The 25,788-nt window shown below is 64.3% G+C and carries 28 protein-coding genes and 1 pseudogene; 17 read left to right on the top strand and 12 right to left on the bottom strand.

Annotated elements, in window-relative coordinates; all coding sequences use genetic code 11:
• Positions 1-23: 23 nt before the first annotated feature.
• The 8 genes and pseudogenes from J7I79_RS05885 (at position 24) to J7I79_RS05920 (ending at position 8,043) form a co-directional block, all read left to right on the top strand.
• Positions 24-710: a bifunctional 4-hydroxy-2-oxoglutarate aldolase/2-dehydro-3-deoxy-phosphogluconate aldolase gene (locus J7I79_RS05885; RefSeq protein WP_214951329.1), complete on the top strand. Its 687-nt coding sequence runs from the start codon at positions 24-26 to the stop codon at positions 708-710.
• The gene (locus tag J7I79_RS05890; protein WP_311380528.1) at positions 707-1,663 is read left to right on the top strand and encodes a sugar kinase; all 957 of its coding nucleotides are present in this window, start codon (positions 707-709) and stop codon (positions 1,661-1,663) included. Before J7I79_RS05885 ends, J7I79_RS05890 begins: the two co-directional genes overlap by 4 nt.
• Before the next feature lie 118 nt (positions 1,664-1,781).
• Positions 1,782-2,798, top strand: coding sequence for a DUF4862 family protein (locus tag J7I79_RS05895; RefSeq protein ID WP_214951331.1), 1,017 nt, complete (start codon positions 1,782-1,784; stop codon positions 2,796-2,798).
• Positions 2,799-3,079: 281 nt separating this feature from the next.
• On the top strand, positions 3,080-4,216 hold the full coding sequence (locus tag J7I79_RS05900; RefSeq protein WP_251042424.1) for an ATP-binding protein: 1,137 nt from the start codon (positions 3,080-3,082) through the stop codon (positions 4,214-4,216).
• A 33-nt stretch (positions 4,217-4,249) separates the two neighbouring features.
• Positions 4,250-5,535: pseudogene (locus J7I79_RS05905) on the top strand (HAD-IC family P-type ATPase); the annotation flags it as partial.
• Between the two features lie 34 nt (positions 5,536-5,569).
• Positions 5,570-6,040: a hypothetical protein gene (locus J7I79_RS05910; protein ID WP_214951335.1), complete on the top strand. Its 471-nt coding sequence runs from the start codon at positions 5,570-5,572 to the stop codon at positions 6,038-6,040.
• A 137-nt stretch (positions 6,041-6,177) separates the two neighbouring features.
• Positions 6,178-6,822, top strand: coding sequence for a DUF305 domain-containing protein (locus J7I79_RS05915; RefSeq protein WP_214951337.1), 645 nt, complete (start codon positions 6,178-6,180; stop codon positions 6,820-6,822).
• 309 nt (positions 6,823-7,131) lie between these two features.
• The gene (locus tag J7I79_RS05920; RefSeq protein ID WP_311380529.1) at positions 7,132-8,043 is read left to right on the top strand and encodes an alpha/beta hydrolase; all 912 of its coding nucleotides are present in this window, start codon (positions 7,132-7,134) and stop codon (positions 8,041-8,043) included.
• A 29-nt stretch (positions 8,044-8,072) separates the two neighbouring features.
• On the opposite strand, the gene J7I79_RS05925 is transcribed toward J7I79_RS05920, so the two are convergent.
• The 3 genes from J7I79_RS05925 to J7I79_RS05935 form a co-directional block, all read right to left on the bottom strand.
• Positions 8,073-8,573: an HAD domain-containing protein gene (locus J7I79_RS05925; protein ID WP_214951341.1), complete on the bottom strand. Its 501-nt coding sequence runs from the start codon at positions 8,571-8,573 to the stop codon at positions 8,073-8,075.
• Positions 8,573-8,869: a putative quinol monooxygenase gene (locus J7I79_RS05930; protein ID WP_214951343.1), complete on the bottom strand. Its 297-nt coding sequence runs from the start codon at positions 8,867-8,869 to the stop codon at positions 8,573-8,575. The genes J7I79_RS05925 and J7I79_RS05930 overlap by 1 nt, the downstream gene beginning before the upstream one ends.
• Before the next feature lie 163 nt (positions 8,870-9,032).
• Complete coding sequence (locus J7I79_RS05935; protein ID WP_214951345.1) at positions 9,033-9,509, bottom strand: VOC family protein; 477 nt, start codon at positions 9,507-9,509, stop codon at positions 9,033-9,035.
• A 177-nt stretch (positions 9,510-9,686) separates the two neighbouring features.
• Between J7I79_RS05935 and J7I79_RS05940 the strand changes: the two genes are divergently transcribed.
• Positions 9,687-10,316 carry a LysE family translocator gene (locus tag J7I79_RS05940; protein WP_214951347.1) on the top strand — a complete coding sequence of 210 codons (630 nt, stop codon included), beginning with the start codon at positions 9,687-9,689 and terminating at the stop codon, positions 10,314-10,316.
• A 3-nt stretch (positions 10,317-10,319) separates the two neighbouring features.
• Here the strand turns inward: J7I79_RS05940 and J7I79_RS05945 are convergent, their stop codons facing one another.
• Complete coding sequence (locus J7I79_RS05945) at positions 10,320-10,688, bottom strand: VOC family protein (RefSeq protein WP_214951349.1); 369 nt, start codon at positions 10,686-10,688, stop codon at positions 10,320-10,322.
• 137 nt (positions 10,689-10,825) lie between these two features.
• Between J7I79_RS05945 and J7I79_RS05950 the strand changes: the two genes are divergently transcribed.
• Positions 10,826-11,242: a DUF3054 domain-containing protein gene (locus J7I79_RS05950; RefSeq protein WP_214951351.1), complete on the top strand. Its 417-nt coding sequence runs from the start codon at positions 10,826-10,828 to the stop codon at positions 11,240-11,242.
• A gap of 81 nt (positions 11,243-11,323) precedes the next feature.
• Positions 11,324-11,605, top strand: coding sequence for an Lrp/AsnC family transcriptional regulator (locus J7I79_RS05955; RefSeq protein ID WP_028269180.1), 282 nt, complete (start codon positions 11,324-11,326; stop codon positions 11,603-11,605).
• A 15-nt stretch (positions 11,606-11,620) separates the two neighbouring features.
• On the opposite strand, the gene trpD is transcribed toward J7I79_RS05955, so the two are convergent.
• Entirely contained in the window at positions 11,621-12,679 is a 1,059-nt protein-coding gene (gene trpD, locus J7I79_RS05960) for an anthranilate phosphoribosyltransferase (protein ID WP_214951353.1), read from the bottom strand.
• 112 nt (positions 12,680-12,791) lie between these two features.
• On the opposite strand from trpD, the gene J7I79_RS05965 reads away from it, so the two are divergent.
• The 4 genes from J7I79_RS05965 (at position 12,792) to J7I79_RS05980 (ending at position 17,169) form a co-directional block, all read left to right on the top strand.
• Positions 12,792-13,466, top strand: a complete 675-nt coding sequence (locus tag J7I79_RS05965) for a heme-copper oxidase subunit III (protein WP_231510979.1) — start codon at positions 12,792-12,794, stop codon at positions 13,464-13,466.
• Between the two features lie 87 nt (positions 13,467-13,553).
• Positions 13,554-14,342 (top strand): c-type cytochrome, encoded by a 789-nt coding sequence (locus J7I79_RS05970; protein ID WP_214951355.1) that lies wholly within the window; start codon positions 13,554-13,556, stop codon positions 14,340-14,342.
• Positions 14,343-14,441: 99 nt separating this feature from the next.
• Positions 14,442-15,512 (top strand): ubiquinol-cytochrome c reductase iron-sulfur subunit, encoded by a 1,071-nt coding sequence (locus J7I79_RS05975; protein ID WP_214951357.1) that lies wholly within the window; start codon positions 14,442-14,444, stop codon positions 15,510-15,512.
• The gene (locus tag J7I79_RS05980) at positions 15,490-17,169 is read left to right on the top strand and encodes a cytochrome bc complex cytochrome b subunit (RefSeq protein ID WP_214951359.1); all 1,680 of its coding nucleotides are present in this window, start codon (positions 15,490-15,492) and stop codon (positions 17,167-17,169) included. Before J7I79_RS05975 ends, J7I79_RS05980 begins: the two co-directional genes overlap by 23 nt.
• Positions 17,170-17,233: 64 nt before the next feature.
• Here the strand turns inward: J7I79_RS05980 and J7I79_RS05985 are convergent, their stop codons facing one another.
• Complete coding sequence (locus J7I79_RS05985) at positions 17,234-18,028, bottom strand: GntR family transcriptional regulator (RefSeq protein ID WP_214951362.1); 795 nt, start codon at positions 18,026-18,028, stop codon at positions 17,234-17,236.
• Between the two features lie 160 nt (positions 18,029-18,188).
• On the opposite strand from J7I79_RS05985, the gene J7I79_RS05990 reads away from it, so the two are divergent.
• Complete coding sequence (locus J7I79_RS05990) at positions 18,189-18,482, top strand: HPr family phosphocarrier protein (protein WP_181038790.1); 294 nt, start codon at positions 18,189-18,191, stop codon at positions 18,480-18,482.
• 155 nt (positions 18,483-18,637) lie between these two features.
• Here J7I79_RS05990 and J7I79_RS05995 read toward each other — a convergent pair whose 3' ends face one another.
• The 5 genes from J7I79_RS05995 to J7I79_RS06015 form a co-directional block, all read right to left on the bottom strand.
• The gene (locus J7I79_RS05995) at positions 18,638-19,039 is read right to left on the bottom strand and encodes a cytochrome c oxidase subunit 4 (RefSeq protein ID WP_214951364.1); all 402 of its coding nucleotides are present in this window, start codon (positions 19,037-19,039) and stop codon (positions 18,638-18,640) included.
• Complete coding sequence (gene ctaD / locus J7I79_RS06000; protein WP_214951366.1) at positions 19,036-20,763, bottom strand: cytochrome c oxidase subunit I; 1,728 nt, start codon at positions 20,761-20,763, stop codon at positions 19,036-19,038. The genes J7I79_RS05995 and ctaD overlap by 4 nt, the downstream gene beginning before the upstream one ends.
• Positions 20,764-20,773: 10 nt before the next feature.
• Entirely contained in the window at positions 20,774-21,646 is an 873-nt protein-coding gene (coxB, locus tag J7I79_RS06005) for a cytochrome c oxidase subunit II (RefSeq protein WP_214951368.1), read from the bottom strand.
• A 185-nt stretch (positions 21,647-21,831) separates the two neighbouring features.
• Positions 21,832-22,221 (bottom strand): iron-sulfur cluster assembly accessory protein, encoded by a 390-nt coding sequence (locus J7I79_RS06010; protein ID WP_104172951.1) that lies wholly within the window; start codon positions 22,219-22,221, stop codon positions 21,832-21,834.
• Between the two features lie 208 nt (positions 22,222-22,429).
• Positions 22,430-23,860 carry a dipeptidase gene (locus J7I79_RS06015; protein ID WP_214951370.1) on the bottom strand — a complete coding sequence of 477 codons (1,431 nt, stop codon included), beginning with the start codon at positions 23,858-23,860 and terminating at the stop codon, positions 22,430-22,432.
• Between the two features lie 132 nt (positions 23,861-23,992).
• Between J7I79_RS06015 and J7I79_RS06020 the strand changes: the two genes are divergently transcribed.
• Positions 23,993-24,595: a DUF3043 domain-containing protein gene (locus J7I79_RS06020; protein WP_214951372.1), complete on the top strand. Its 603-nt coding sequence runs from the start codon at positions 23,993-23,995 to the stop codon at positions 24,593-24,595.
• Positions 24,596-24,673: 78 nt separating this feature from the next.
• Here the strand turns inward: J7I79_RS06020 and J7I79_RS06025 are convergent, their stop codons facing one another.
• On the bottom strand, positions 24,674-25,747 hold the full coding sequence (locus J7I79_RS06025; protein ID WP_214951374.1) for a quinone-dependent dihydroorotate dehydrogenase: 1,074 nt from the start codon (positions 25,745-25,747) through the stop codon (positions 24,674-24,676).
• Between the last annotated feature and the right edge of the window lie 41 nt (positions 25,748-25,788).

The following is a 25,788-nucleotide window of genomic DNA, read 5'->3' on the forward strand; positions in this document are numbered from 1 at the left end:
AACCACCTCCGAAGAAGGAACCCATGCTGCGCCTCGAACACCAGGCAACCATTTCCCGCCCGGCACCGTCCTCCATCCTCCGCGACACGAGAGTGGTAGCTGTCCTCCGGGCCAATCACGCCAGCGAGTATGCCCCGGTCATCGACGCACTGCAGCAGGGCGGTGTGCTCAGCATCGAACTGACGCTGAGCACACCGGGCGTGTTCGACGAACTCCCCCGCTTCCAGGAACACTTTGGCGACAGCCTGGAAATCGGCGTCGGAACCGTGACTGCTGCGGACGAAGCAGAAACGGCACTGGACCTCGGCGCAGCCTACATCGTCACACCGGTGACGGACCCCGGCATCATCGCGGCATGCATCCGGCGGGGCGTTGCCGTCTACCCCGGCGGTCTCACCCCGACGGAGCTGCATGCCGGCTGGAAACTCGGCGCAACCGCGGTGAAGGTTTTCCCGGCATCCGTGGTCGGCTCCGGTTATGTTGGCCAGCTGCGCGGCCCGTTTCCGGACATTCAGGTCATCCCGTCCGGCGGGGTGGGCATCGAGGATGTACCGGGATGGATCAGGGCGGGAGCCCTCGCCGTCAGCCTCGGCGGTCCGCTCCTTGGCGACGCCTTCAAGGGTGGGGACCTGCAGGAACTCACGGCCAGGGCACGGCGTGTCCGTGAGCTGGTCGACCAGACCACAGACGAGATGGACGCGAAACGGTGAGCGGCTCCCCTGCACCGTACGTCCTGACATTCGGCGAAACCATGGCCCTGATGCGTGCCGATCAGGTCGGCCCTCTGGCCCACGCCTCCACCATGAGCCTGGGGATTGGCGGCTCCGAGTCCAATGTCGCCATCGGTCTTCAACGGCTTGGTGTGCAGTCCGTATGGTGCGGACGCGTGGGGGCCGACTCCCTGGGCCAGCTTGTTGAGCGCGAAATCAGGGCAGAAGGCGTGGACGTCCGCATCGCGGTCGACCCCACAGCCTCAACAGGACTGATGATCAAGGAACGCCGGACACCAGCCACCCAGCGGGTCAGCTACTACCGTGCCGGCAGCGCCGGCTCCAGGATCGCGCCAGGGGACGTCGACGAACTGCTCATCTCCCAGGCAGCACTGTTGCACATCAGCGGAATCACTCCGGCGCTGTCCAGGCAAGCCGAGTCAACAATCAGCTATGCCATCGCCGCGGCCAAGGCAGCCGGCGTGCCGGTCTCCTTCGACCTCAATTTCCGGGCCAATCTCTGGTCGCGGGAAGGCGCCGCAGGCGTCTACCGGGATCTCATCCCGCTCGCGGACATCGTGTTCGCGGGCGACGACGAAGCCGCGATTGCAGTCGGGACCGGCGAACCCGAGGACCTTGCCCGACGCATAGCTGACCTGGGTCCAAGCCAGGCTGTCATCAAGCTCGGCGCGGACGGCGCCCTCGCCCTGATCGACCGTCAGGTCCTCCGCCAGGATGCAGTTAGTGTTGCTGCTGTGGACACCGTCGGTGCCGGCGACGCGTTCGTCGCCGGCTACCTTGCCGAATACGTCACTGGCCGGGGCCCCGAAGAAAGGCTGCGGACAGCCGCGGCCACCGGCGCGTTCGCCTGCCTCGTGCCGGGTGACTGGGAAGGCTTCCCCCGCCGCCACGAACTCACCCTGCTCGACACGAAGGACCCGGTCAGCCGCTAACCTCCGGATTTCCTGCCGCCTGCTCCCGGCGAAGACGTGGAGTGCCTTCGCCATCCGCAAAAACAGAGGCAGCCTGCCCTTAGCCACGAGCCACACCCCAACCAGAGGCGAAGCCAGTATGAATGAACCCCAGCACCGCAGCGGCACAAAATTCTTCGTGGGAGCCTATGCCGCCGCCCCCAGCCTGCAGGGCTGGAACCCGGCCTCCGAAGGCAAGTTCCTGGCAGACGTGCTCGCGCTGGACGGTGTCGCCGGGCTGGAAATACCGTTCACCGGTGCGCTCCACAAAAACGATGAACCGTGGTTCCTGCAGCAGCTTCCCGCCACTGCCGAATATATCGTGACCACGATTCCCGGAACGGCGGCCCGGCTCCAAGCCGACCCGGCCTTCGGCCTTGCCTCGACATCCGCCGCGGGGCGCAAAGCCGCCGTGGAGTTCGCAGGCGAGGCGCTCGACGCCGCACACCGGCTCAGCGCCCATACCGGCGGGTCCGGAGTTCGAGCCCTGGAACTTCATGCGGCCCCAGTCGCGGACGGCGGCCGGACCTCTGTGTCCGCGCTGGCAGACTCGCTCACGGAGATCTCGGCCTGGGACTGGCAGGGCGTACAAATCGTCCTTGAACACTGCGACGCCTTCACTCCCGGCCGTCCTTTTGCCAAGGGATTCATGACACTGGAAGCTGAAGTCGAAGCCGTCAGCCGGGCCAACGATCTGACCGGGCGCTCCGTGAGGCTGGGCATCAATTGGGGCCGTTCGGTCATTGAACAGCGGAGAGCCGGCGCCGCCGTCGAACACATCAGGTTCCTCCGACGGGCTGGCCTGCTCGGCGGCCTCGTCCTGTCAGGCTGCTCCGACGCCGAGACCCGGTTCGGGCCCGCCTGGGCAGACGTACACGTGCCGCCTGCTCCGCCCCAAACGGGCGGGAGTGAACCCGGCGCCTACGCTTTGTCCGGGGTCCTCGAACCCGCCTCGCTGATGACCGCTGACAGCATCAGGGAGTGCCTGGCGGCGGCCGGGACGGACCATCGAACGGGCGTCCGCGGCATCAAAGTCGCTGCCCCGCCGCACGCCACCGTGGACGAACGGGTCGACGTCATCGCCCAGACGCTGGCCATCGCCCGCCAGTGCGCATGAACATGCCATCCAGCGATTAGGGACAGCGACCAGACTTACGCTTGGCCACCGGCCTTACGCTTGGCCACCGGCGAAAATCGCGGATCTGGTCTAATGGCACGTGAGAATCTGCGATGCTGTAGCCATGGGGACTGCAGCATGAAACGCCTGGACACGGCCGGCGCGGCCGACTTCGGTTCCTGGCGCCCGGGCTCACAGCCATGACGGTGAACGAAATAGTACGGGACGCAGTACTCGCAGGGGCCGGGCTTCCAATCCCTTCGGGGCCGGACGCGCGAATTATGGTCCCGATTCCATCGGAAAGGTTGCAAAACCTGGTGGAGCTGGCCCGGACAGTCTGCGGGCAGCCCGTGACGGCGATCAACATCATCACCGAGGATCTGCAGTATCAGGTCGCGACAGCAGGCATTGACCCGCACATGTGTGCCCGCGAAGACTCGATGTGCGCGGTCGGCTTTCTCAGCGGGGCACCGACCGTTCTCGAAGACGCCTCCCTTGACCCCCGGTACAGCGGCAATCCCTACGTTGACGGCCGGCGTGGCCGGGTCAGGTTTTACGCGTCCATACCGCTGATAACGGATGACGGGTTTGTCCTGGGCACGTTGTGCGCCGGTTCCCGCGAAACCGGCCGGATCAGTGACGAACAACTCCGCGGCCTCGAAATTCTGGCAGCCCAAGTAGTTGACGTCCTGCACCTGGAACACCGGGCCCGGCAGCTCGCCGGCGCGCTGGCCGAGGCCGAACGCAGCAACGGTCTACTCGCGGAGTTCGCCGGCCGGATCAGCCATGACCTGCGCAACCCCCTGACCACCATCCTCGGATACGTGGAACTGGCCGAGATGGACGCCGAAGCCGGCCACGACGGACATTCGTCCGACTACCTGGGCATTGTCGGCAACACCGGACGCAGAATGCTGTCCATGGTCGAGGACGTCCTCGCGTTCGCAACTATCGGCGGCGATCTGCACCCGGCACTCGTCTCACTTCCCGAACTTGTCCAGGACGTCGTGGAAGACCTGGCCGCCATTCTGGAGGAGTCCGGAGCGTCAATCGACTGCGGGGAACTAACATTCACCGCGGATCCCGGCCAGACGCGGGTGCTGCTGCAGAACCTGATCCACAACGCCGTCGCCTATCGCCGACCGCGCGTCCCGCCGGTGATTCACATCACCGGGCACCGCGGCGAGGAGGGTGCAGTCTTGCGGGTGATCGACAACGGAAAAGGCATCGGCCTGGCCGACCGTGAACGCGTTCTGGATCCCCTGGTGCGCCTGCACCGCGAGGGCGACCCGCCCGGATCCGGGTTGGGCCTTGCGACCTGCGCCCGAGTAGCCGCCGCGGCCGGCGGAAGACTCGAGATAGGTCCGATCCCCGACGTCGGGACCATCGTGACTGTCCACCTCGGGCCCCACAGCTAACACCGAATGTCGCGGGCCAGAACAGTCGTGCCCGCCCACTCAGTGCCGGTGGTGTATTTCAGCCCGATGTTCGGGCACCTGCTCGGCTACATGCCGCCCGGGTTTCCGGGCGCGGCCTGGATCCCGCCAGTCCTGGGCACGGTGATCTTTGTCTACGGCGGTATGCCGTTCCTGAGGGGCGGACTGCATGAGCTGAAAGCCCGGCAGCCGGGGATGATGCTGCTGATCGGCGTGGCCATCAGCGTCGCATTCGCCGCTTCCTGGGTCACCAGCCTGGGGATCGGCGGGTTCGACCTGGACTTCTGGTGGGAGCTGGCCCTGCTGGTGGCCATCATGCTGCTGGGCCACTGGATCGAAATGCGCGCCCTTGGCTCCGCCCGGGGAGCCCTCGATGCCCTCGCGGCACTGCTGCCCGACGAAGCGGAACGCATCACCGAAGCAGGCACCGAAACCGTTGGCGTCACCGAAGCCGACAGTGAACACCCGGTCGCTCGCGCCGTCGTCCGGGCGGCCCGGCAGCAGGAACTGCAGATCCCCCATGCCACGGCTTTTGATTCCATTACAGGCCGGGGCGTCCGCGCCACTGTGGGTGGGCGAACCGTCCTTGTAGGCGGCCCTGCCCTTCTGCGGGAAGCCGGAATCACCGAACCCGACGATCTGGCTGCTTCCACGCGGGCTTGGAAGGACCGCGGCACGGCTGTGCTGCACGTCATCGAGGGGAGTCGGATCCTTGGCGCGGTCAGCCTGGAGGACGCCATCCGCGAGGAATCGCGGATGGCCGTGGCCGCCCTGCAGCACCGAGGCATCAAGGTCGCCGTGATCACGGGCGATGCCCGCCAGGTCGCCCGGGCCGTGGCCTTGGAGCTGAACATCGACGAGGTCTTCGCCGAAGTTCTCCCAGCGGACAAGGACAAGAAAGTCGCGGAGCTCCAGGCCCGCGGGCTGAAGGTCGCCATGGTCGGCGACGGCGTCAACGACTCACCGGCGCTGGCAAGAGCGGAGGTCGGCATTGCGCTCGGCGCCGGCACCGACGTCGCCATTGAATCAGCCGGGTTATCCTTGCCGGTAACGACCCCCGGGCCGTGCTCTCCATGGTTGACCTTTCCCGCGCCAGTTACCGGAAGATGTGGCAGAACCTCGTGTGGGCCACCGGCTACAACATCATTTCCGTCCCGCTGGCCGCCGGCGTGCTCGCCTTCGCGGGGGTCGCGCTGTCCCCGGCCGCCGGGGCTGTGCTGATGTCGGCCTCGACCATCGTCGTCGCACTGAACGCCCAGCTACTTCGCCGCGTGAAACTGAATCCGGCCCGGATTGATTGAACCGGGAGGCAGCGACGTGGGATTGAGTAGACCGGTGCCGGCAACAGACTGGCATGTTGCGACGGAGTTCCTGTGCCGCGCGGGACGGCTCGCCGCGATTATGGGCCTGATCGCCGGGATCCTCGGCATGCACGTGCTCACCGTCAGCCATTCGATGCACTCCCCAGCCGACGCAATGGCATTACCCGCAGGCGCCGCCAACGTATCATCTGCTGTTGATGCCCCCGCCGGGCACCGGGCGTCTGACGGACATTCACACCCGGTGTTCGTCCAGGACACGACCGGGCAACCCTCGGATCCATGCCCGGGCAGCTGCCACAGCATCCAGGCAACGACGGCGTGCTGCGCGCTGTCAGCAAAGGCCGGCTCCCTGACGGCTCCGCTCCCCGGCACCACGATGTTCGGCGCCGTTCCCGCCGCCGATCCCCCAGGCTCGATCCCGCCGCGATATTCCTACCTTCCCGGAAGCCCGTCGCCGGGTGAGTTGTCCGTCAGTCGGACGTAAACCGGAGCGCCCTGAGGATTCGACGCGCGCATGACCACACGCCCCAATCCGGGTGCGTCCGCCGCATCCAAATGATGCACACTCTCTGCCGGCGGTGCCTTGCGGCCCCCTGATATTTTTCGAAGGAACGGTTTTTCATGATCAAGAAGTTTCTGCCCCTTTCGGCCACCGCGATCGCTGCGGCAATCGCGCTGGCCGGCTGCACCACCGGAACCGGACCCGGTTCCTCCGGCACGTCCATGCCAAACATGGATCACGGTAGCTCCAGCGCCGCCCCGGCCAGGAGCACTCCGGCGTCTGCCGCGGATCACAACGCCGCCGACGTTATGTTCGCCCGGATGATGATCCCCCACCACGCCCAGGCGGTGGAGATGAGCGACGTGATGCTGGCCAAGAAAGACATCCCCGCGGACGTGACTGCCCTCGCCACCAGGATCAAGGCCGCGCAGGGACCGGAGATCGATACGATGACCGGCTGGCTCAAGAGCTGGAACGAGTCCATACAGGAACCCAACGCCCATGACATGTCCACCCATAGCGCCGGCGGCATGGAAGGCATGATGAGCGACGCGGACATGACCAAGCTCGACGCCGCCCAAGGCAGCGAAGCGGCCAGGCTCTTCCTGAACCAGATGATCGTCCACCACGAAGGCGCCATCATCATGGCCAAAACCGAAAGCACCGCCGGGAAAAACCCCGAGGCCGTTAAACTCGGCCAGGCCATCGTCACCGCACAGGAAGCAGAAATACAGGAAATGCAGGCCATGCTGGCCAAGCTCTGACGTCACCAGGCTTCCCCCGCCCGGCACCGTTGCCCTACGGTGCCGGCCGTCCTGTCCCTGCGCAAGAAATGCGGGCTTCCCCGTTCACGGTCAGTAACAGCAGTATCGTTCCAAAAGTTGTGGGACTAACCTAATGCCAGATGGCCCGCTCAGCGGCCCGTCACGTCTCTACCTTGGAGTTCCGCCATGCCGCTGCGCAGCTTCTCCCGCCGCACCCGTTCATTCCCCGATCACACACAGTCCCGTCAGAAACGACGAGGGCGACGACTCCGGGCAGCGGGCATTGCCGCGCTGACAATACTCGGGTTGGTGCTTGGGTCAACCTCGGCAAACCTCATCATGGAAAGTGTTGAACGCTCCAAGACCGTGCCGTATGGGGAGAAAATCCAGATCGCCCAAGGGACCATCAACGTCGCCCGAACCGGAAAGACCGGCCCGACCCTGGTGCTGCTCAGCGGATTAGGCACGCCGGCGCCGGCGCTGGACTTTGCCCCGCTGATCAGGGAATTGGCCGGATACCAGGTCGTCGTTGTAGAGGGGGTCGGCTACGGCTTCAGCGATATGACCGCCAGACCGCGGACCATCGAGAACATCTCCGAGGAACTGCATGAGGTGCTCGCCAAACTCGCCATCGGTGGTCCCTACGTCCTTGTCGGTCACTCGATCGCAGGCTTCACCACTCTTCACTACGCCAACAAATACCCGGAAGAAGTATCCGGGGTTATCGGGATCGACCCCACGGTACCCGCCGCCAAGACTGCCGCGGCCGAAGCTCCTGCACCCGCCGACATGCCCATGTCAGGCAACTTCTGGGAACGGATTCCTTCGACCACCGGCTTGGTCCGCTGGGCCGGCGCTCTTGGTCTCGCAGACCCGGCAGGCGACGGCTATACGACGACGGAACGCGACGAAATGCGTAAGTTACTGAGCTGGAACTTTGGCAACGCGGCACTGACCGACGAAACGAACCGAATCGGGGAGAACGCCCAGAAGCTCCAGAACCTCAGCTACCCCGAGGCTCTTCCCGTGCTGGAGTTTCTGTCCCAGGAAACCATGAACCAGCAACCGGAATGGCTCCCGGCGCATGAACGCCGACTGCTCAAGGTCAAGCACCATGAGCTGGTCATTCTGGACGGCCCGCACTACCTGCACTGGACCCAGTCCAGGGCCATGGCGGAAAAGATCCATGCGTTCCTGAACGCCGGCGGCAGTGGGCCCTAGCTTCGGAGACCCGGCTGAGCACACCAGGCTCAGCTACCGCTTTGGACGAAGACCTCAACCGCCACAACATGCGCTTCGGTCAGGCCTTCAGCCGGCAGGGGCCGCACCAGCAGTACCTGCCGCCGGAATCCGCGCGCCCACTCGCGGGCGTCCGGTCCAAGGACGTCATCAATCCACACGACCGAGTCCCAGGTGGCCTCGCCCGAAAGTTCCATCCTGGCCAGCCACCGGGTCACCGGCCGGAGCTTCGGTGTAGGTGACTCGGATTCGTTCAGGGCACGTGCGGGCAATGGCACTCGTAACGCTTCGTTCCCCAGCCGCAACTGAGACTCGAGCCCGGCGGTCTGCTCGGCCGGCCACGTCGATACCCAAGCGATCCTGCCGAACACCGCGAGCCTATTGACCAAGGCAACTTTCGCGTCCGAGAGCACGAGTTCCAGTGAGCCGTCGGGGCTTGCCACCCGGGCACGTGGGTTGAGGACCCCGTCAATGTCGAGAAGGATCAACGGCTTCATAGTCGCGTCAGGCATCACCCGATGGTCGCTGCTTCCTCCAGCGTATGCGGTTCGAAATGCTCCAGCATTTCCCGCATGGCCTCGTATCCCTGGACGAACGCGGCTGAGGCCCGCCAGCGTTCAATCTGCTCGATCGACTCCCACGGTCCGGTGCTGATGAACCTGTTGGGAACGTCGCGATCGCGCATCAGAACTGCCTTTGCCCCGGGAAATTCTTCTTGGGTCTTGTCAGCAAGGCTGCGCCAGGCCTGCACAAAATCGTCCTCCCTGCCGGGTTTAACCAACCAGATTCCGAGCGTGTAAACAGACATCGCCAACGCCTCCAATCACGTACGGGTGGGATAGTCCCGATTATCGTCCGGTTGAGCGAAGCAGGGTAGGGCCGATGGTCATGGGGCCTGCTCCCCTGCGCCCATCCGGCCCCCATCCGGCCCTCTCTCGGCTCCCCGGACGGTCAGGAACCGTCAGGAACCGTCAGGAACCGTCATAGGCGGCCTGGAGTTCTGCGATCTCGAGCTTCCTCATGCCCAGCATCGCCTGCATGGCCCGCTGCGCCCCCTCCTGGTCCGGACCTCCCAGCAATTGGCTCAGGACGGAGGGCACAACCTGCCACGAAACCCCGAACTTGTCCTTGAGCCAGCCGCATTGGCTCTCCGAGCCACCCGCCGTCAGCGCCGACCAGTAGCGGTCCACTTCCTCCTGCGAGGAGCAGTCGATCACGAAGGAAACCGCCTCGCTGAAGGAGAAAGCCGGGCCACCGTTAAGCGCAAGGAACTTCCGGCCCTCAATCTCGAATTCGACCGTCATGACCTGTCCCGCGGGTCCGGGGCCGTCGTCGCCATAGCGAGCCTCGTTGAGAATTTTGGAGCCGTCAAAAACCGAGATGTAGAAGTTGGCGGCTTCCTCGGCCTGGGTGTCGAACCACAGGCAGGTGGTGATCTTTTGGCTCACGTTGGTCCCTCATCTCACTGGCTGCGCCGGAAACGGCTCCCGACGGCGTTCCTTTGGTTGCGCTTGCGAGCCTAGCCGGGCGTGATTCCCGACACAATGGCGCGGCCGCGGCATCCGGTGCCACGTCGCTGCCGCCTGCCCGGCGGGAAGGGGACCCAGGCCTGATTATCATCGAGTATGTCCGTCCCTGAAGCCCTTCTCCAGTTCGCCATGGTCGCCGCCCTGCTGACCGTGATTCCCGGGCTCGACACCGTGCTGGTTCTCCGCACGGCGATCAGCCGGGGGCGCGGTCCGGCTTTTGCGACGGCGGCGGGAATCTGCACCGGCACGGTGGCGTGGGGCGTTGCGGCCGCGCTGGGTGCGTCCGCGCTCCTGGCTGCCTCTGAAACGGCCTTCACGGTGCTGAAGATCGCGGGCGCCTGCTACATGGCATTTCTCGGAATCTCGATGTTCATCAGGACCTTCAGAAGAGGACCGGCAATGCCCACGGAACTGGTGGCTGCCGGAAGCGCACGTGCGCCCTTTCTGACAGGTGTGACCACGAGTCTGCTGAATCCCAAAGTGGGCGTTTTCTACATGGCCATGATCCCGCAGTTCCTGCCGCAGGATGTTCCGCCCCTCTTAATGGGGGTGCTGCTGCCTCTCGTGCACAACGTGGAGGGCATGCTCTGGTTCGCGGGAATCATCGTGGCCACCCACTATGCCCGGCGCTGGCTGCAGTCCCCGGCGGTGGGCAAAGCCACGGACCGTATTGCCGGCGTCGTACTTGTGGCCTTTGCCGCGAAGATCGCGGCAAGCAAGGCCTGACTCCTAGCGCGGCAACTGGCTGACGAGGCCCACGGTGTTGCCCTCGCTGTCACGGATGAATGCCATCCATTCATCCGTCCCTTCCGGGCCCAGGCGGTCATGTGTGTGGCTGAAGATCACCTGTGGTTCGGCCACGATCTCCACTCCCCTGTTCCGGAGCTCGGTCACGGATTCCCTGACGTCGGGAACTGCCAGGTAGACCAGGGACGACGGCGCCCCTGACTCCAGCAGCAGCCGGACGCCGTCCAGGTCAAAGAACAGGAGCCCGGGCGGGTCGAACACGGCCAGGGCCTCGGTGCCGAGCAGCGCGGTGTAGAACCCTGCAGCCCGCTGCAGGTCACTGGCATGTTGCGCGATCTGGACAAGTCTCATGCTGCCGTCCGGGGTGTAGTAACGGGAACGCGATGTGCCGGGGAACGGCCCGGTCACAGTGTACGGCCGCTGCGGGCAATCGCGTCAGGCGGTCATGCCAGGTCGTAGCAACGAAAATCCTTTACTAGTCTGGAGGCATGCCTTCCCGCACCGACACCGCCTCTGTCCGCGCAGCCGCCAGGAGTTCCGTGGCCGTTGCCGCCCTCGCCGACGCGGCGCTGATCCTTACCTTCGCCGCCATCGGCCGTGACGCACACCAGCGCGGGGATGTGATCGCCGGGGTCCTCCTGACAGCCTGGCCGTTCCTGGCAGGAGCGGCAATAGCCTGGCTTGGGCTGCGGGTGTGGCGGGCGCCGTTGCGCGTCTGGCCGGCAGGGGTCTGCGTGTGGATTGGAGCCGTGGCCCTGGGCATGCTGCTCCGTGCATTGACCGGCCAGACGGTGGTAGTACCGTTCGTCATTGTGGCATTGCTCAGCCTGGGCGTGTTCCTCCTCGGCTACCGGCTCATCGTGGCCGGATTCCGGCGGCTGGCGGGGCGCCGGCAGCGCCGCTGAAGCACCCTGATGTACTAGGCTGACAACACACAGCAACGCCTGCCGTTTCCGCAACGGCGCACCCGATCCGAAAGGTCAAGAGTGATCACCGCATTCGTCCTGATCAAGACAGACGCCTCGCGCATTCCGGAAACGGCAGAGGAGATTTCGGCGATTCCGGGCATCAGCGAGGTCTACTCCGTAACCGGGGAATGGGACCTGATTGCTGTTGCGCGGGTGGCGAAGCATGATGAGCTGGCCGACGTCATCGCGGACAAGCTGTCCAAGGTCCCTGCCGTTGTGCACACCACAACGCACATCGCCTTCCGCGCTTACTCCCAGCACGACCTCGATGCGGCCTTCGCCCTCGGTTTCGAGCAGTAAGGCCGGGCACACCGCCTAGCCCTGGGTCAGGGCCACCCACTTTTCCAGAACGGCAGCTGCGGCGCCGGAGTCAATGGACTCTTCGGCGCGCTTCAACGCTGCCGCCATGCGGTCCGTCAACGGACCCTCGGCCCGGATATCGAACGCCACCAGTCCTGCGGCGGCGTTCAGCAGGACGGCGTCGCGGGCCGCTCCGGCCGCTCCGGCCAGAACCTCACGCACGACGGCGGCATTCGCTGCGGCGTCACCGCCACGAAGCTCCTCCACCGTCGCCGGACGGATGCCCAGCGCCTGCGGATCAAAGGCCTGTTCGCTGACTTCCCCGTCCCTGATCTCCCAGACCGTGGACGGCCCGGTCGTTGTCAGCTCGTCCAGTCCGTCGCTTCCCCTGAAGACCAGTCCGCGGCTTCCGCGCTTGGCAAGCACTCCGGCAACCAGGGGCGCCATTCGTGCGTTGGCAACACCAACTGCTGAGGCCTGCACCCGGGCGGGGTTGGTCAGCGGTCCGAGGAAGTTGAACGCCGTGGGTATGGCAAGTTCGCGGCGGGGCACGGCGGTGTGCCGGAAGGAGGGGTGGAACACCTGGGCGAAACAGAAGGTGATTCCGGCCTCTTCGGCGTTCCATGCGACCCGATCGATGGGGAGGTCCAGCCGGACGCCCAGGGCTTCCAGGACGTCCGCTGAGCCCGATGACGACGAGGATGCCCGGTTACCGTGCTTGACCACCTTCGCACCGGCTCCCGCACAGACAAGCGCCGCCATGGTGGAGATGTTAACCGTATTGAGCTGGTCGCCGCCGGTGCCCACGATGTCCAGCTTCTCGCCGCCGATGTCCACGGGGTTTGCGTGGGCCAGCATCGCTTCGACAAGGCCGGCAATCTCATCCACCGTCTCGCCCTTCGCGCGCAGCGCCACGAGGAATCCGGCAATCTGGGCGGGGGTGGCTTCGCCGGACATGATCGTGTCCATCGCCCACTCCGTATTGTCAGCCGTGAGGTCCGTGCCGTTGATCAGAGCCGAAATGAGCCGCGGCCAGGTGTTGCCGGCCGGCTGTGCTGATGCCTGTGAAGTCACCTCCCGATGCTATCGAGGCACCCGCCCTGATGACCAATGTGAACCGGCCCGGGAACTTTTCCGCGCGAATTCGCGTCTTTGTAGAAAAAGTCCCCGCAAAAGGCGGTTTGCATTGGGCAGGAGGAACTTTTACAGACATAATGTCTATGTGACATCTGCGACCCATGCCCCCAGTACCCCGGCGCACCCGACGCTGAACCGCCCGAATATGGTTTCCGTAGGAACCGTTGTTTGGCTGTCCAGTGAGTTGATGTTCTTCGCCGGTCTCTTCGCCATGTACTTCACACTCCGTTCGACTTCCGGACAGATGTGGGCTGAAGAGACAGCAAAGCTCAACTTCCCCTTTGCGCTCGTAAACACGATCGTCCTCGTGGCAAGTTCATTCACTTGCCAGATGGGCGTCTTCGCCGCTGAGCGGCTCCAGCCGCGCCGCGCCGGCGGCCCCCTTGCATTCACTCGTTGGGGGATGAACGAATGGTTCACCCTGACGTTCATCATGGGTGCCTTCTTCGTTGCCGGCCAGGCAACTGAATACGCCATGCTCGTTTCGGAGCATGTGTCGCTTTCGTCGAATGCGTACGGCTCGGCCTTCTACATGACCACCGGGTTCCACGGCCTGCACGTCATCGGCGGCCTCATCGCCTTCCTCTTTATCATCGGCCGTTCGTTCGCCGCCAAGAAGTTTGGTCACTTCGAAGCCACGTCCGCGATTGTCACCTCGTACTACTGGCACTTCGTCGACGTCGTGTGGATCGGCCTCTTCCTGGTCATCTACGTCCTCAGGTAGCCCTGACTTGACTCTTTTTCTACAAGAGGCAGAATTTCAAGAAGCGGCTCCCGGAGCCGACGCACGATCGAATAAAGGAACCACCACGTGAAGGCACTCTCGCAGAAGCGACGTCACCCCCTGGCAGCCATTGCGCTGCTGCTGATGGGCCTCCTCCTCACTGGTGGGCTGTACGCCGTTGCCACCACCGTCAACGAGGCCAAGGCTTCCACCACCAGCTTCAGTGCGAACGACACTGAAGAGGGCGGGAAGCTTTTCGCCGCCAACTGCGCCACCTGCCACGGCATGGGTGCGAGCGGAACCCAGGACGGACCCTCACTTGTAGGCGTCGGTGCTGCCGCCGTTGACTTCCAGGTAGGCACCGGGCGTATGCCCATGCAGATGAATGGCCCGCAGGCTTACAAGAAGCCCGCACAGTTCAACGACGAACAGACCCACCAGTTGTCCGCTTACGTCGCTTCGCTCGGGCCCGGCCCGTCCATCCCCGAAGAGCACCTTCTGGACGCACAGGGCAACGCCGCGGAAGGCGGCGAGCTCTTCCGCGTGAACTGCGCCATGTGCCACAACGCAGCAGCTGCCGGCGGCGCACTGACCCGGGGCAAGTTTGCTCCCGCCCTCGCGGACGTTTCCGAGAAGCACATCTACGAAGCAATGGCCACCGGACCGCAGAACATGCCCGTCTTCAACGACGCCAATGTCTCTCCCGAAGGCAAGCGCGACATCATTACCTTCCTCAAGCAGATCGAAGCCAACGGCTCACCCGGCGGAGCCGATCTCGGCGCGCTGGGCCCGGTTTCTGAAGGCCTGTTTGTCTGGATCGCCGGCCTGGGCGTCATCATCGCCTTCACCATCTGGCTGACCTCCCGGACGTCCTAGCAGCGTCCGCAACTGTAAGAACTCCTGCTGACGAGTCAGCAGTATGGAATTGAAAACTAACCCGGCACTGGCCGGGACGAGAGAAGGATGAGGCGAATTATGGGCAACCATAGTGACGGCAGTCCGAACCACTCGGGCACCGTAGCTACGGCTGGTCAGAATGAGGTGGAGAAGTTCCAGGATCCTGGAATCCCTCCGCATCGTTTGCGCCTGGCTGACACGGACCCGAAGGCCGCAAAGCGCGCAGAACGGCAGGTTGCCGTTCTCTTCGGCAGCTCCGTTGTGGGCACCGTGATCTTCCTGGTGGCGTACTTCGCCATCGATCTTGGACCCGACTCCACGATCGCCACCATCCGGCTGCAGAATGCCCTGCTGGGCATCGGCACTGCCTTTGCCATGCTCGGCATCGGCACCGGCATCGTCCACTGGGCCAAGGCCCTGATGCCGGACCACGAGGTTTCGGAAGAACGCCACGCAGTCCGCACCGAGGACGACCGCCAGGCGGCAGTCCGCATCGTTGACGACATCGTCGAGGAAACCGGCATCAAGCGCCGGCCGCTGATCCGCAACACCCTTCTTGGCGCCGTCGCTCTGGCACCGCTGCCTGCACTGGCCGTCTTCGGTGACCTCGGTCCCCGTCCGGACGACACACTGGCCCACACCATGTGGGCTCCGCAGGAGGGCAAGCTCAAGCGCCTCACCCGTGACCCCGACGGCACGCCCATCAGGGCTTCGGACGTGACCATCGGCTCTGCCTTCCACGTGATTCCGGAAGGCCTGAACGAACTGCATGAAGGAAAGCTGAACGAAAAGGCCAAGGCCGTCGTCCTGCTCATGCGCCTCAACCCCGAGTCCCTCAAGCCCTCCGCGGGCCGCGAGGACTGGAGCTACAACGGCATCGTTGCCTACTCGAAGATCTGCACCCACGTTGGTTGCCCTGTTGCCCTGTACGAGCAGCAGACCCACCACCTGCTGTGCCCGTGCCACCAGTCGACCTTTGACCTGACCCAGGAATGCAAGGTTATCTTTGGCCCGGCCAGCCGGCCTCTCCCCCAGCTGCCCATCGCAGTTGACGCCGAGGGCTACCTGGTCGCTACCAGCGACTTCAAAGAACCCGTAGGACCGAGTTATTGGGAGCGTGATGAGCATGAGCGCAAATTCAACAGCTAATGCCCCCGCCTTCGTCGCCAAAACCAAGGGCGGCCGCATTACCGACTTCGTTGACCAGCGTGTTGGCGGTTCGGGGATGCTGCGCGAGTTCGGCCGGAAGGTCTTCCCGGATCACTGGTCCTTCATGTTCGGCGAAGTTGCCCTGTACTCCTTCGTCATCCTGCTGCTCTCCGGCACGTTCCTGACGTTCTTCTTCGATCCGTCCATGGCGGAGACGCACTACAACGGCTCGTACACGCCGCTGAAGAACGTCGAAATGTCCGTGGCCTACAGCTCCTCGCTGGACATCTCCTTTGATGTCCGCGGCGGCCTGTTCATGCGCCAGGTGCACCACTGGGCCGCGCTGCTGTTCGTGGCTTCCGTTTCCGTGCACATGCTGCGCGTCTTCTTCACCGGTGCGTTCCGCAAGCCCCGCGAACTGAACTGGGTGGTGGGCGGTGTCCTGCTCATCCTCTCCATGGCCGCAGGCTTCACCGGCTACTCACTCCCCGATGACCTGCTCTCCGGCAACGGCCTGCGCATCATCGACGGCGTCATCAAGTCGATCCCCGTCATCGGTACCTACATCTCGTTCTTCCTCTTCGGCGGCGAGTTCCCGGGTACTCTCATCATCAGCCGGCTGTATATGCTGCACATCCTCCTGGTACCGGCCCTGATCCTGCTGATGATCGTGATCCACCTGTTCATGGTGGTCGTGCACAAGCACACTCAGTACCCCGGCCCGGGACGCAACGACGGCAACGTCGTCGGCTACCCCCTCGGCCCGGTCTACGCGGCCAAGGCCGGCGGCTTCTTCTTCATCGTGTTCGGTGTCATCGCCCTCATGGCGGCGTTCTTCACCATCAACCCGATCTGGAACTACGGCCCCTACGACCCCTCACCCGTTTCGGCAGGCACGCAGCCTGACTGGTACATCGGCTGGGTCGACGGAGCTCTGCGCCTCATGCCGGGTGTCATCGGAGACTTCCACTTCGAGTACGTCATCTTCGGCTATGTCCTGACACTGAACGTGCTGCTGCCCGCCCTGGTGCCGGCTGGCCTCGTGTTCACCGTGCTGTTCATGTACCCGTGGATCGAACGCTGGATCACCAAGGACGACCGCGAGCACCACGTCCTGGACCGCCCGCGCAACGCACCCACCCGTACCGCCATCGGTATGGCCGGCTTCACGTTCTACTGCGTGATGTGGGCCGCGGCAAGCTCCGACCTCATTGCAACGCACTTCCACGTGGCGCTGAACGACGTGACCTACTGGCTGCGCGCACTGTTCTTCATTGGCCCGATCATCGCGTTCGTCGTGACCAAGCGTGTGGCCCTCGCCCTCCAGCGCAAGGACCGCGAAATTGCCCTGCACGGCCGCGAAACCGGCCGCATCGTGCGCCTGCCGCACGGTGAGTTCATCGAGGTCCATGCACCGCTGGATGACTACAAGCGCTACAAGCTGGTCGGCTTTGAGTCGCCGGTCCCGCTGCCTGCAGTCCCCAACGAACACGGCATCGTGACGCGTAAGGAAAAGCGCCGCGCCGCGCTCTCGCAGTGGTTCTTCGAAGACCGCGTTGCACCTGCTTCGCCCGCTGAACTTGAGGCGGCCCATGGCCACCACGGCCAGCATGAAGCCGTCGAATCGGCTGAGTCCCAGAAGACGCTCAGCCACTAGTTCGAGCATTACCGCAACAAGCAAAAGAGGCCCCGTCCGACAGGACGGGGCCTCTTCGTTGTTCCTACGGGTTTCGGTAGCCTGAGGCGTAGTTGCGCGTCGGCCTGACGCCGGGACGCTGCAGCGGGACCCACAGCTTGTAGCGGTCCGCGCGGTAGTAGGACACCGAGTAGTCCACCATGGACCGGGCCACAAAAGCGTGCCGCTGGATCTTGAGCAGCGGCGATCCGACTTCAACGTTGAGAAGGCGTGCCGTGGACGGTGAGGCTGCGGTGGCCTCGATCATGTCCTCCCCCCACTCCATGACCAGGCCGAACCGTTCGCTCAGGACGTTGTACAGGGATGTCGGAGGTTCGCCGTCGAGCAGCCCGGGAACCCGGTGTGCGGGGATGAAGTTTTCATCCACACTCATGGGCTCGTTATCTGCCAGGAGAAGACGCCTGAAGCGCACCAGGGGCGTGCCCTCGTCGAGCTGGAGCTCACGGGCCAGGAATGCACTGGCGCCGATCTGCTCGAAACTCAGCACCTTGGCTGCCGGAACCATTCCGCGGCGCTGCATTTCCTCACTGTACGAGGTGAGCTTCACCTGCAGGTCGAGTTTTGGCTTGCGGACGAACGTTCCGAGGCCCACGACCCGTTCGATGACTTCCTCGCCCACGAGGGCGTCGATGGCCTGCCGGACCGTCATACGGGCCAGGCCAAACCTTTCGGCGAGGTCCCGTTCCGAGGGCAGCGAGGAACCGGGCGGGCACGAGGCCGCAATGTGGGCCCGCAGGAGTTCCCTCAGCTGGACGTAGATGGGGACGCCGCTTTCGCGGTCGATCTCCCCCACCATTTTGTTTGCGTCAGAGGCCGCCATGGCAATGCTCCAGATTAACTTTCATGGTTTAAGCGTAGGGCACCGGCGCTGCAGGTCTAGACCACCCGTGCAACAGTTGCAGCGTCGGGTCACGCCGCGGCTACGCTTGATCAGGAATGCAGTCATGACGGCCGAGTCCCGTCGGAACAAAGGAGTCCCGTTGCCAGTGCGTAAGGCAATTGTTCAATCACCCATCGGCCTGCACGCCCGGCCGGCCGCTATCTTTGTTCGGGCTGTCACGGAGTCCGGTCTGCCGGTCAGAATAGGCAAGGACGGGGTTCCACCCGTCGATGCGAGGTCCCTGCTCGAGGTGATGACGGCTGATTTCTACTGTGGCTGCGAAGTGGAACTCTCCGTGGACTCCGAGGCGCTGCCCGCCCGCTACAGCGTTGAATCAGCCGAAGCGGCACTGGAGGGCCTGACGCTGCTGCTGGAGGCCGGCGCGGCCGCCTAAGGGTTCCTGCCGGCCGCAGCGGGCGCTCCCGGCCCGCCTCGATTTCAACCCGCCCTCAGGGCCCCCTTGAAGCAACGAAGACGAACACAAAACAAACGACGGCGGGCCCCACCAAATGGTGGGGCCCGCCGTCGTTGTCAGTAGAGCAGGTAAGGCTAGTGGGCGTGATCGCCGCGGCTGTACTCGAAGACCCAGCCAACGAGGGCTATGGTCGCGAGTCCGGCCGCAATGTACACAATCCAGAACCCTACAGCCAGGCCGAGGAAGCCTGCTGCGCAGGAAAGGCCCAGGACCAGCGGCCACCAGCTCCAGGGGCTGAAGTGTCCCTGCTCACCGGCGCCTTCGTGGACCTCGGCGTCACTGCGGTCTTCGGGGCGCAGTCCCACGCGCTTGCCGGTGAAGCCGAGGTAGGCGCCAATCATGCCGGCGAGTCCGCCTACGAGCAGGATGCCAAGGATGCCGACCCATTCAGACCAGTGGGTCAGGAATCCGTAAACCACGGAGACCGGTACGAAGAAGAAGACTCCGGCTCCAAAAATCCATGATTCGATCTTCACTTGGCGGTGTCCTTCTGATCGGCGTTGCCGAGCACGGCTGCTGCCGGTGCCGGTGACTCAACGGTGTGCGACTGGGCGAGCTCCGGGTGGTGGAGGTCCAGGGCCGGGCGCTCCGAACGGATACGCGGCAGCGACGTGAAGTTGTGGCGCGGCGGCGGGCAGGACGTGGCCCACTCCAGCGAAGCACCAAAGCCCCAGGGATCGTCCACCTCGACCTTTTCGTTGCTGCGCCAGGTGATGTAGACGTTCCAGAAGAACGGGATCAGCGATGCACCCAGGACGAACGAGGAGATCGTGGAGAACTGGTTCATCCAGGTGAAGTTGTCCTGCGGCATGTAGTCGGCGTAGCGGCGGGGCATGCCCTCGACGCCGAGCCAGTGCTGGATCAGGAAGGTTCCGTGGAATCCGAGGAACAGCAGCCAGAAGTGGATCTTGCCGAGGCGCTCGTTGAGCATCTTGCCGGTCCACTTCGGCCACCAGAAGTAGAAGCCGGCGAACATGGCGAACACCACGGTGCCAAACACCACGTAGTGGAAGTGGGCCACCACGAAGTAGGAGTCCGAGACGTGGAAGTCCAGCGGCGGGGAGGCCAGGATGATGCCGGTCAGGCCGCCGAAGAGGAAGGTCGCGAGGAAGCCGATGCTCCACAGCATGGGGGTCTCAAAGGTGATGGAACCCCGCCACATGGTGCCGATCCAGTTGAAGAACTTCACACCGGTCGGGACCGCGATCAGCATCGTCATGAAGGAGAAGAACGGCAGCAGGACCGAGCCGGTCACGTACATGTGGTGTGCCCATACGGTCACGGACAGCGCCGCGATGGCGATCGTCGCGTAGACGAGGCCCTTGTAGCCGAAGATCGGCTTGCGGCTGAAGACCGGGAAGATCTCCGAGACGATGCCGAAGAACGGCAGCGCGATGATGTACACCTCGGGGTGGCCGAAGAACCAGAACAGGTGCTGCCAGAGGACGGCGCCGCCGTTCTCGGGGTCGAAGATGTGCGCACCGAAGCGGCGGTCGGCGCCGAGGGCGAACAGCGCTGCTGCCAGCGGCGGGAAGGCCATCAGGACCAGGATGGCGGTAACCAGCGTGTTCCAGGTGAAGATCGGCATGCGCCACATGGTCATGCCCGGGGCGCGCATGCAGATGATGGTGGTGATGAAGTTGACCGCACCAAGGATGGTGCCGAAGCCGGACAGCGCCAGGCCGAAGACCCACAGGTCACCGCCCACGCCGGGGCTGAAGGTGGTGTTGGACAGCGGCGCATAGGCAAACCAGCCGAACGACGCGGCACCCTGCGGGGTGATGAAGCCGGAGACGGCGATCGTGGAACCGAACAGGAAGAACCAGAAGGCCAGCGCGTTCAGTCGCGGGAAGGCGACGTCGGGGGCACCGATCTGCAGCGGCATGATGACGTTGGCAAAGCCCGCGAACAGCGGGGTGGCGAACATCAGCAGCATCACCGTGCCGTGCATGGTGAACAGCTGGTTGTACTGTTCCTTGGTCTGCAGGATCTGCATGCCGGGCTCGAAGAGCTCGGCGCGGATCAGCAGGGCCATAACGCCGCCGAAGCAGAAGAACACGAAGGACGCGATCAGGTACATGTACCCGATGGTCTTGTGGTCGGTCGAAGTGATCCAGTTGACGACGATGCGTCCCTTGGATTTTGGTACTACGGGCGCCCCGAGGGTCCCGACAGGTGCGGATTGAGTGTAAGTAGCCACGTCGCTCCCCTTACTTAATTTCGTTCAGGTTCGGGTTGCGGTCGTACTCTTCGCCGAGCAGTCCGGTGTTACCGTCCTGGCGCAGCTGGTCCATGTGGGCCTGGAACTCCGACTCGGAGACAACCTTCACGCGGAACAGCATTTCGGAGTGGTATTCGCCGCAGAGTTCGGCGCACTTGCCGTCATACGTTCCCTCTTTGGTGGGGGTGAACCTGATGTAGTTCGTCTTGCCGGGGATCATGTCGCGCTTCTGCAGGAAGGCGGGAACCCAGAAGGAGTGGATGACGTCGCGCGAGTTCAGTTCCAGGTCAACTGACTTGTTGACGGGGAGGTACAGAGTGGGCAGCTTTTCCTTGTCCACATCAGCACCGGTGAGGTGCGCCTGCACGCCGGCTTCGTGGACATCCTCGGTGATGACCTCGCCCTGCTTGTAGTTGAAGTCCCAGGCCCACTGCTTGCCGCGGACATCTACAACGACGTCGGCCGGCTCGGAGCGGTTGTCAATCGCCTGCTGGTCGCGGTCGGTGAAGTAAAAGAACACCAGCACCATGAACAGCGGGATGGTCAGATAGAAGACCTCGAGGGGAAGGTTGAAGCTGGTCTGCCGCGGGAATCCCACCGTGCCCTTACGACGGCGGTAGGCGACAATGCACCAGACCAGGAGTCCCCAGGTAATGATGCCCACGACCAGTGCGGCAATCCATGAGTTGACCCAGAGGTCCATGATGCGGTCAGTGTGATTGGTGGTGCCACGCTCGGTGGGCAACCAGCCTTTCTGTACCTCTGGTGAACATCCAGTCAAAGCCAACGCGCCGGCTAGTGCCAAGCCAGTGATCGTAGTGATCTGTTTGCGTCGGCTGCCGGTTCGGTTCTGCGAACTCACAGACGGCCCTTCCTACTTGTTGCTGTTGCCCGGGCCGTAGATGGCTCCCCGGGCACACTAAAAGTTTTACTACTCGATGTAGAGCTTACCGCTCCCCGGGGGTTTTCGCCCACATGTCGGCACCGTGCGTCGGCACCGGTTAAAACCGGTGCCGAATGCAAGCTGTCACGGGGCAGACAGCCAGGTTAGTGGAATGAATCTCCGCATGCGCAGGAACCGCCGGCGTTGGGGTTGTCGATGGTGAATCCCTGCTTCGAGATGGTGTCCTCGAAGTCAATGCTGGCGCCGCTCAGGTACGGAACGCTCATTTTGTCCACTACGACCTCGACGCCGTCATAGTCGCGCACGGCGTCTCCGTCGAGCAGCCGCTCGTCGAAGTAGAGCTGGTAGATCAGCCCGGAGCAACCGCCCGGCTGGACAGCAACGCGCAGACGAAGGTCGGTACGGCCTTCCTGCTCCAGCAGGCTGCGAACCTTGCCGGCGGCGACGTCGGTCAGCTTGACCTCGTGCGTGGCCAGATCCTCGCTTGCGGTGCCGGTGGCTGCGTTGCTGTTTTCATTGGTTGTAGTGCTCATTGGCCTACCTTCTTACGACGGTGGTGGCGACTCGGCTTTCGCGTTGCCCGCCCCTACGGAAACGGTATGGGCTATAGCTACATGCTACGTCGATCCTGCGTGTAGCTCTAACTCCTGACGTAACCGTGGCCATACCCTGAATGTTCCCTGACGAATTCGGAACGGACCCGCCGGGGAACAGCCGACTGCCGCCCCGGAGGTCCAGGTATCAGCCAAGGCCCTCATGGTTTAGCCGCGCCAGCAGGAGCGCTTCGGCCACGACGGCATTGCGGAAGTCCTCCAGATGAAGTGACTCGTTGGCGCTGTGGGCCCTGGAATCCGGGTCCTCAACACCGGTTACCAGGATCTGCACTTCCGGGTAGGCCTCCGTGAGGTCCGCAATAAAGGGAATTGAACCGCCAATGCCCATTTCCACGGCAGGAACGCCCCAGGCCTCCCCCAGCGCCCACATTGCCATCCCGGCAGCCACAGAATCCGTGTCAGTCAGGAACGGGTTTCCGCTCTCCCCCGGCGTAAACACCACCTTGGCGCCGAACGGCGCATTGGCCTCTACGTGCTTCCGCATGGCGGCCATCGCGTCGGCCGGGTCCTGTCCCGGGGCCAGCCGCAGGCTGAACTTGGCCCGTGCCCGCGGCAGCAGGGTATTGGAGGCCATGTCCACGGCGGGAGCGTCGAAGCCGATGATGGAGAGGGCCGGCTTGGTCCAGAGCCGTGAGGCAATGGTCCCGGTACCGGCCAGTCGGACGCCGTCGAGCACTGATGCGTCGGCCCGGTATTCAGCTTCCGTCAGGTCGACGGCAACATCGTCCCTGCTGACCAGGCCCTGGACCGCGACGTTGCCGTCGTCGTCGTGGAGCGTGGCGATGAGGCGGGACAGCAGCGTCGGAGCGTCAAGCACTGCCCCGCCGAACATCCCGGAGTGAACGGCGTGCTCGAGGACCTGGACCTCGATCGTCCCGTCGACCAGGCCGCGGAGGCTGGTGGTCAGGGCTGGGATGCCGACCTTCCAGTTACTGGAGTCCGCCACGACAATGACGTCGGCGCGCAGCAGTTCGCGGTGGGTGTCGAGGAAGGTGCGGAACGTCGGCGAGCCGGCCTCTTCCTCGCCTTCGAAGAAGAACGTCACCCCCAGGCCCAGTTCGTCGGCAAGCACGTCGGTGACGGCGGCATAGGCGGCAATGTGGGCCATGATGCCTGCTTTGTCATCGGCCGCGCCCCGCCCGTAAAGCCGGCCGTCACGTTCGACGGCGGTGAACGGTTCGGTCTCCCACAGCGCCAGGTCTCCGGTCGGCTGGACGTCGTGATGGGCGTACAGCAGGATCGTTGGCTTTCCCGCGGCCGCGGTCCGGCGCGCCACGACGGCCGGCCCGCCCGGGGTGCCGTCCTCTTTGTTGCACCGCAGGATCCGGACATCCTCGATTCCCGCAGCCCGCACCAGCTCGGCCACAGCCTCGGCGCTGCGGTCCAGCGGGGCAGGATCGAAGCTTGGCCAGGCGATTCCGGGGAGCTTAACAAGGTCCTTCAGGTGTCCAACTGTGGTGTCAAAGGACGCGTGTACGGCTCGGCGCAGGGCATCGACGTCGATCTCGCCGGATCCTGCGCTGAATTTTTGCGGGGTCCCCGCCGGTGATGAAGTCATGGCCAAAACCCTACCTGTGTCGGGGACCACAGGAAACACTCCGGATGCCTCCCGCCGGCTCCCCCGTTCCGTCGCCGGCGGGGCAGTGTGACGCAGGACTTTTCGCAGGCGGGTGCAAGGTATTCTGTAGGGGTGTTTGGACGTAAAAAGGAAGCGCCGGCGGCGCAGGACGTAGTTGACCAGCAGGCGGCCGAGGCTTTGGCCCGGCAGGATGCAGCCCTTGGCAAGGGCGCGCCCACGCCCAAGCGCAAGGCCCAGGAAGCGGCGCGGAAGCGTCCCCTGGTGCCGGAGGATCGGAAGGCCTCCAAAGCAGCAGAACGGGCGGCAGTCCAGGAACAGCGGATTAAGATGCGCCAGGCCTTGGACACCGGCGACGAGAAGTTCCTGCCCCTTCGGGACAAGGGTCCGCAGAAGCGCTACGCGCGCGACTATGTGGATGCCCGCTTCAGCCTGGGCGAGTATCTGATGTTCGGAGCCCTGGTGTTCGTCATCGTCTCGCTTCTGGTGCCGTCCACCAGCGAGTCAATGATCTATGTCCTGGGCGGGTTCTGGGTCATGTTCCTTGCTGTGTTCGTTGACGTGTTCATCCTGTCGCGGAAGCTCCGGAAGCGGCTGACCGAGAGGTTCGGCGAGGTGGAACGCGGCACCGTCTGGTACGGATCCATGCGCTCGCTCCAGTTCCGTAAGCTGCGGCTTCCCAAGCCGCTCGTAAAGCGCGGAGAATTCCCCGCCTGATACAGGCCGCAAAAGCCCCCGGCAGTCCGACTGCCGGGGGCTTTTCTGTCGTCTGGCGCCGTTCGCCGACGTTCGGGCTTAGCGCCGGACGGGGTGCTTGGCCAGTTGCCGGTTGATGCGCGCTGCCCAGAAGGGTCCTTCGTAGAGGAACGCCGTGTAGCCCTGCACCAGCGTGGCCCCGGCATCGAGCCTTTCCTGGACATCCTTGGCAGTCTCCACGCCGCCCACGGACACCAAGGTGAGTGAACCGCCGGTTGCTTCCCTGAGGCGGCGCAGGACTTGCAGGGACCGTTCCTTCAGGGGGGCGCCGGACAGGCCGCCGGCTCCGCAGTCCTGGATTTTTGCCGGGTCGGCGGTGAGCCACTCGCGGCCGATCGTCGTGTTCGTGGCGATGATTCCGTCCAGCATCAGGTCCAGGGCCAGCCGCGCGACGTCGTCGATGTCCTCGTCCGTCAGGTCCGGGGCGATCTTCACCAGCAGGGGGACGTGCCTTCCGGCGGCCTTGTCTGCCTCCTCCCCTACTGCCTTGAGCAGGGGCCGGAGGGTTTCCACGTTCTGAAGCAGGCGGAGCCCCGGCGTGTTGGGAGAACTGACGTTGACCACCAGATAGTCGGCTGCGGGCGCAAGGTTCCGGGCGCTGATGAGGTAATCGCCGACGGCGTCTTCGAGCTCCACCACCTTGCTCTTGCCGATGTTGACGCCAATCACCGGACGGACGGCAGAGTGCCGGCGCTGCAAGGCAGCCCTCGCGGACTTGAGCCGTGGGGCGACGGACGTGGCGCCGTCGTTGTTGAACCCCATCCGGTTGATGACTGCCTTGTCCTCGACGAGGCGGAACAGCCGGGGCTTTTCATTGCCAGGCTGGGCCTGTCCCGTGATGGTACCGACCTCCACATGGCCGAAGCCAAGCTCGGTCAGCGCCTCGATGCCGTGCCCCTCCTTGTCAAAGCCCGCGGCGAGGCCGAACGGCGAGGGGAACGTCAGGCCGAAAGCGGAGGTCTGCAGCGACGGCGCGGGGGCCGTGAACTTCGCCAGAACCTTGCCCGCCCCTGAGGTGTGGGCCAGCCTGATGGCCCGAAAGCCGATCTTGTGGGCGCGTTCGGCGTCCATCCATGAAAAGGCCAAGCGGAAGAAGGTGGGATATACGCGCATGACTCCAGTTTTCCGGTTCCGGCTGCGCAGACCAAACCGGC

Origin of the sequence: Arthrobacter sp. ISL-69 (assembly GCF_018613775.1) — a bacterium.
Taxonomy (GTDB): domain Bacteria; phylum Actinomycetota; class Actinomycetes; order Actinomycetales; family Micrococcaceae; genus Arthrobacter.

Bases quoted from the DNA above. Each gene is read 5' to 3' on its own strand.
- J7I79_RS05950 (WP_214951351.1), top strand. From the start codon at position 10,826: ATGCCTTCCCGCACCGACACCGCCTCTGTCCGCGCAGCCGCCAGGAGT.
- J7I79_RS06025 (WP_214951374.1), bottom strand. From the start codon at position 25,747: ATGCGCGTATATCCCACCTTCTTCCGCTTGGCCTTTTCATGGATGGAC.
- J7I79_RS05945 (WP_214951349.1), bottom strand. From the start codon at position 10,688: ATGAGACTTGTCCAGATCGCGCAACATGCCAGTGACCTGCAGCGGGCT.
- J7I79_RS05985 (WP_214951362.1), bottom strand. From the start codon at position 18,028: ATGGCGGCCTCTGACGCAAACAAAATGGTGGGGGAGATCGACCGCGAA.
- J7I79_RS06015 (WP_214951370.1), bottom strand. From the start codon at position 23,860: ATGACTTCATCACCGGCGGGGACCCCGCAAAAATTCAGCGCAGGATCC.
- J7I79_RS05925 (WP_214951341.1), bottom strand. From the start codon at position 8,573: ATGCCTGACGCGACTATGAAGCCGTTGATCCTTCTCGACATTGACGGG.
- J7I79_RS05930 (WP_214951343.1), bottom strand. From the start codon at position 8,869: ATGTCTGTTTACACGCTCGGAATCTGGTTGGTTAAACCCGGCAGGGAG.
- J7I79_RS05885 (WP_214951329.1), top strand. From the start codon at position 24: ATGCTGCGCCTCGAACACCAGGCAACCATTTCCCGCCCGGCACCGTCC.
- J7I79_RS05980 (WP_214951359.1), top strand. From the start codon at position 15,490: ATGAGCGCAAATTCAACAGCTAATGCCCCCGCCTTCGTCGCCAAAACC.
- J7I79_RS06010 (WP_104172951.1), bottom strand. From the start codon at position 22,221: ATGAGCACTACAACCAATGAAAACAGCAACGCAGCCACCGGCACCGCA.
- J7I79_RS05975 (WP_214951357.1), top strand. From the start codon at position 14,442: ATGGGCAACCATAGTGACGGCAGTCCGAACCACTCGGGCACCGTAGCT.
- J7I79_RS05940 (WP_214951347.1), top strand. From the start codon at position 9,687: ATGTCCGTCCCTGAAGCCCTTCTCCAGTTCGCCATGGTCGCCGCCCTG.
- J7I79_RS05895 (WP_214951331.1), top strand. From the start codon at position 1,782: ATGAATGAACCCCAGCACCGCAGCGGCACAAAATTCTTCGTGGGAGCC.
- J7I79_RS05915 (WP_214951337.1), top strand. From the start codon at position 6,178: ATGATCAAGAAGTTTCTGCCCCTTTCGGCCACCGCGATCGCTGCGGCA.
- J7I79_RS05900 (WP_251042424.1), top strand. From the start codon at position 3,080: ATGGTCCCGATTCCATCGGAAAGGTTGCAAAACCTGGTGGAGCTGGCC.